Origin of the sequence: Micropruina sp. (assembly GCF_027492755.1) — a bacterium.
Taxonomy (GTDB): Bacteria; Actinomycetota; Actinomycetes; order Propionibacteriales; family Propionibacteriaceae; genus Micropruina.
On the sequence record NZ_JAPUED010000060.1, the window covers coordinates 1 to 2,728 of the forward strand.

General features: G+C 68.0%; 2 protein-coding genes. Both read left to right on the forward strand.

Going from position 1 to position 2,728, the window contains the following annotated elements:
* Positions 1-479: PHP domain-containing protein (locus Q0066_RS04045; RefSeq protein WP_298130297.1), on the forward strand; the 479-nt coding region annotated here is incomplete at its 5' end.
* 178 nt (positions 480-657) lie between these two features.
* A partial coding sequence (gene aceE / locus Q0066_RS04050; protein ID WP_298130299.1) for a pyruvate dehydrogenase (acetyl-transferring), homodimeric type occupies positions 658-2,728 on the forward strand: 2,071 nt, incomplete at its 3' end.

Sequence of the window (2,728 nt, forward strand, 5' to 3'; positions counted from 1 at the left end):
ACGACGGCACCCTCGACCAGTCGCCGTTCATGCTCAACCGGCTGGACGTCGTGGTGGCCAGCGTCCACTCCAAGCTGGCGATGGACGCCGAATCGATGACGCACCGGATGGTGGCGGCGATCGCGAACCCGCGCACCAACATCCTCGGCCATTGCACCGGACGGCTGATCGAGGGAGAACGCGGCACCCGCGGCGAGAGCTCCTTCGATGCCGAGGTGGTCTTCGAGGCGTGCCGGGCCTTCGACGTGGCGGTGGAGATCAACAGCCGCCCCGAGCGCTGCGACCCACCCGACCGGCTGCTGGCACTCGCGAACGAGGCCGGCTGCCTGTTCAGCATCGATACCGACGCACATGCCCCGGGGCAACTGGAGTTCCTGGCCTACGGGGCGGCGCGGGCGGAGGCCGCCGGAATCGACCCGGACCGCATCGTCACCACCTGGCCGGTGCAGCGGTTGCTGGACTGGGCGACCTCCCGCTGACACCGTCATTCACCCTCAACCCGGCCCGTCGATCGGGTCGTCGGGGACGCCTGCCGGACACACTGTGGTCGCGCCGATGTGCTCGACGGCGATGATGAGGCAGGATGGACCCGAATCTCCCCGTCCTCGGCAGTGCTGCGCGGCGGGGCCGCGAAATCAGAAAGGACTCCTGGTGGCCATGAGCGAGAATGTCGGCCCGATCCTGAACGGACTCCCCACAAGCCTTCCCGACATCGATTCGGAGGAGACGGCCGAGTGGCTGGAGTCTCTGGACGGCGTCATCGACGAGGGCGGACGCAACCGCGCCCGCTACATCATGCTCAAGCTGCTGGAGCGCTCCCGCGAGCGCCACCTGGGCGTCCCGTCGCTGACCGTCACCGACCACATCAACACCATTCCGCCGGAGAGCGAGCCGTGGTACCCGGGCGACCAGGATCTGGAGCGGAAGTTCCGCCGGCTGGTCCGCTGGAACGCCGCGGTGATGGTGCACCGGGCGAACCGTCCCGGTATCGGTGTCGGCGGCCACATCTCGTCGTTCGCCTCGTCGGCGACCCTGTACGAGGTGGGCTTCAACCACTTCTTCCGCGGCAAGGACCACCCCGGCGGCGGCGACCAGATCTTCTACCAGGGCCACGCCTCGCCCGGCATGTACTCCCGCGCCTTCCTGGAGGGACGCCTCGAAGAGGCCGACCTCGAGGGCTTCCGCCAGGAGCACAGCCATGTGGTGGACGGACGCGTCCGCGCGCTGCCCTCGTACCCGCACCCCCGGCAGATGCCGACCTTCTGGGAGTTCCCGACCGTCTCGATGGGTCTCGGCCCGCTGGACGCGATCTACCAGGCGCAGTTCAACAAGTACCTGCACAACCGCGGCATGAAGGACACCTCGCAGCAGCACGTCTGGGCGTTCCTCGGTGACGGCGAGATGGACGAGCCGGAGAGCCGCGGTGCGCTGCAGCTGGCCGCCTACGAAGAGCTGGACAACCTGACCTTCGTGATCAACTGCAACCTGCAGCGGCTGGACGGCCCGGTGCGCGGCAACGGCAAGATCATGCAGGAGCTGGAAGGCTTCTTCCGTGGCGCCGGCTGGAACGTGATCAAGGTCGTTTGGGGCCGTGGCTGGGATCCGCTGCTGGCCGCCGACCGCGACGGTGCGCTGGTCAACGTGATGAACAACACTCCTGACGGCGACTACCAGACCTTCCGCGCCAACGACGGCGAGTACGTCAAGGAGCACTTCTTCGGACGCGACCCGCGGGTCGCCAAGATGGTCGAGGGCTGGGACGCCGAGAAGATCTGGAAGCTGACCCGTGGCGGCCACGACTACCACAAGGTCTACGCGGCCTATAAGGCGGCGACCGAGTTCACCGGCGCGCCGACCGTGATTCTGGCGCACACCATCAAGGGCTACGTGCTCGGCCAGCACTTCGCCGGCCGCAACGCCACCCACGGCATGAAGAAGATGGCGCTGGACGACCTGAAGCAGTTCCGCGATCGGCTCGACATGCCGGTCTCGGACGCCGTGCTCGAGGCCGACCCGTACCGTCCGCCGTTCGTCAACCCGGGCCCGGACGACGAGCGGGTCGCCTACGCGCTGGAGCGCCGCCGGACCCTCGGTGGCGGCCTGCCGCAGCGCCGCAACAACCCGGCGCCGATCAAGCTGCCCGACGACTCGGCCTACGCCACGGTCAAGAAGGGCTCCGGCCAGCAGCAGATCGCCAGCACGATGGCCTGGGTGCGGCTGTTCAAGGATCTGATGCGCGACAAGGAGTTCGCTCCGCACGTCGTCCCGATCATCCCGGACGAGGCCCGCACCTTCGGCCTCGACGCGTTCTTCCCGACGATCAAGATCTACAGCCCGCACGGCCAGACCTACACCCCGGTCGACCACGAGCTGATGCTTGCCTACCGCGAGGCGAAGACCGGTCAGATCCTGCACGTCGGCATCAACGAGGCCGGCTCGATGGGCGCGTTCGCGGCGGCCGGCAGCGCCTACGCCACGCACGGCGTCCACATGGTGCCGATCTACATCTTCTACTCGATGTTCGGCTTCCAGCGCACCGGTGACTCGATGTGGGCCGCCGCCGATCAGCTGGCCCGCGGCTTCCTGCTCGGCGCCACCGCCGGACGGACCACGCTGGCGGGCGAGGGCCTGCAGCACATGGACGGCCACAGCCACATCTTGGCAGCGACGAATCCGGCGGTGCGTTCCTACGACCCGGCCTACTCCTACGAGATCGCGCACATCATGC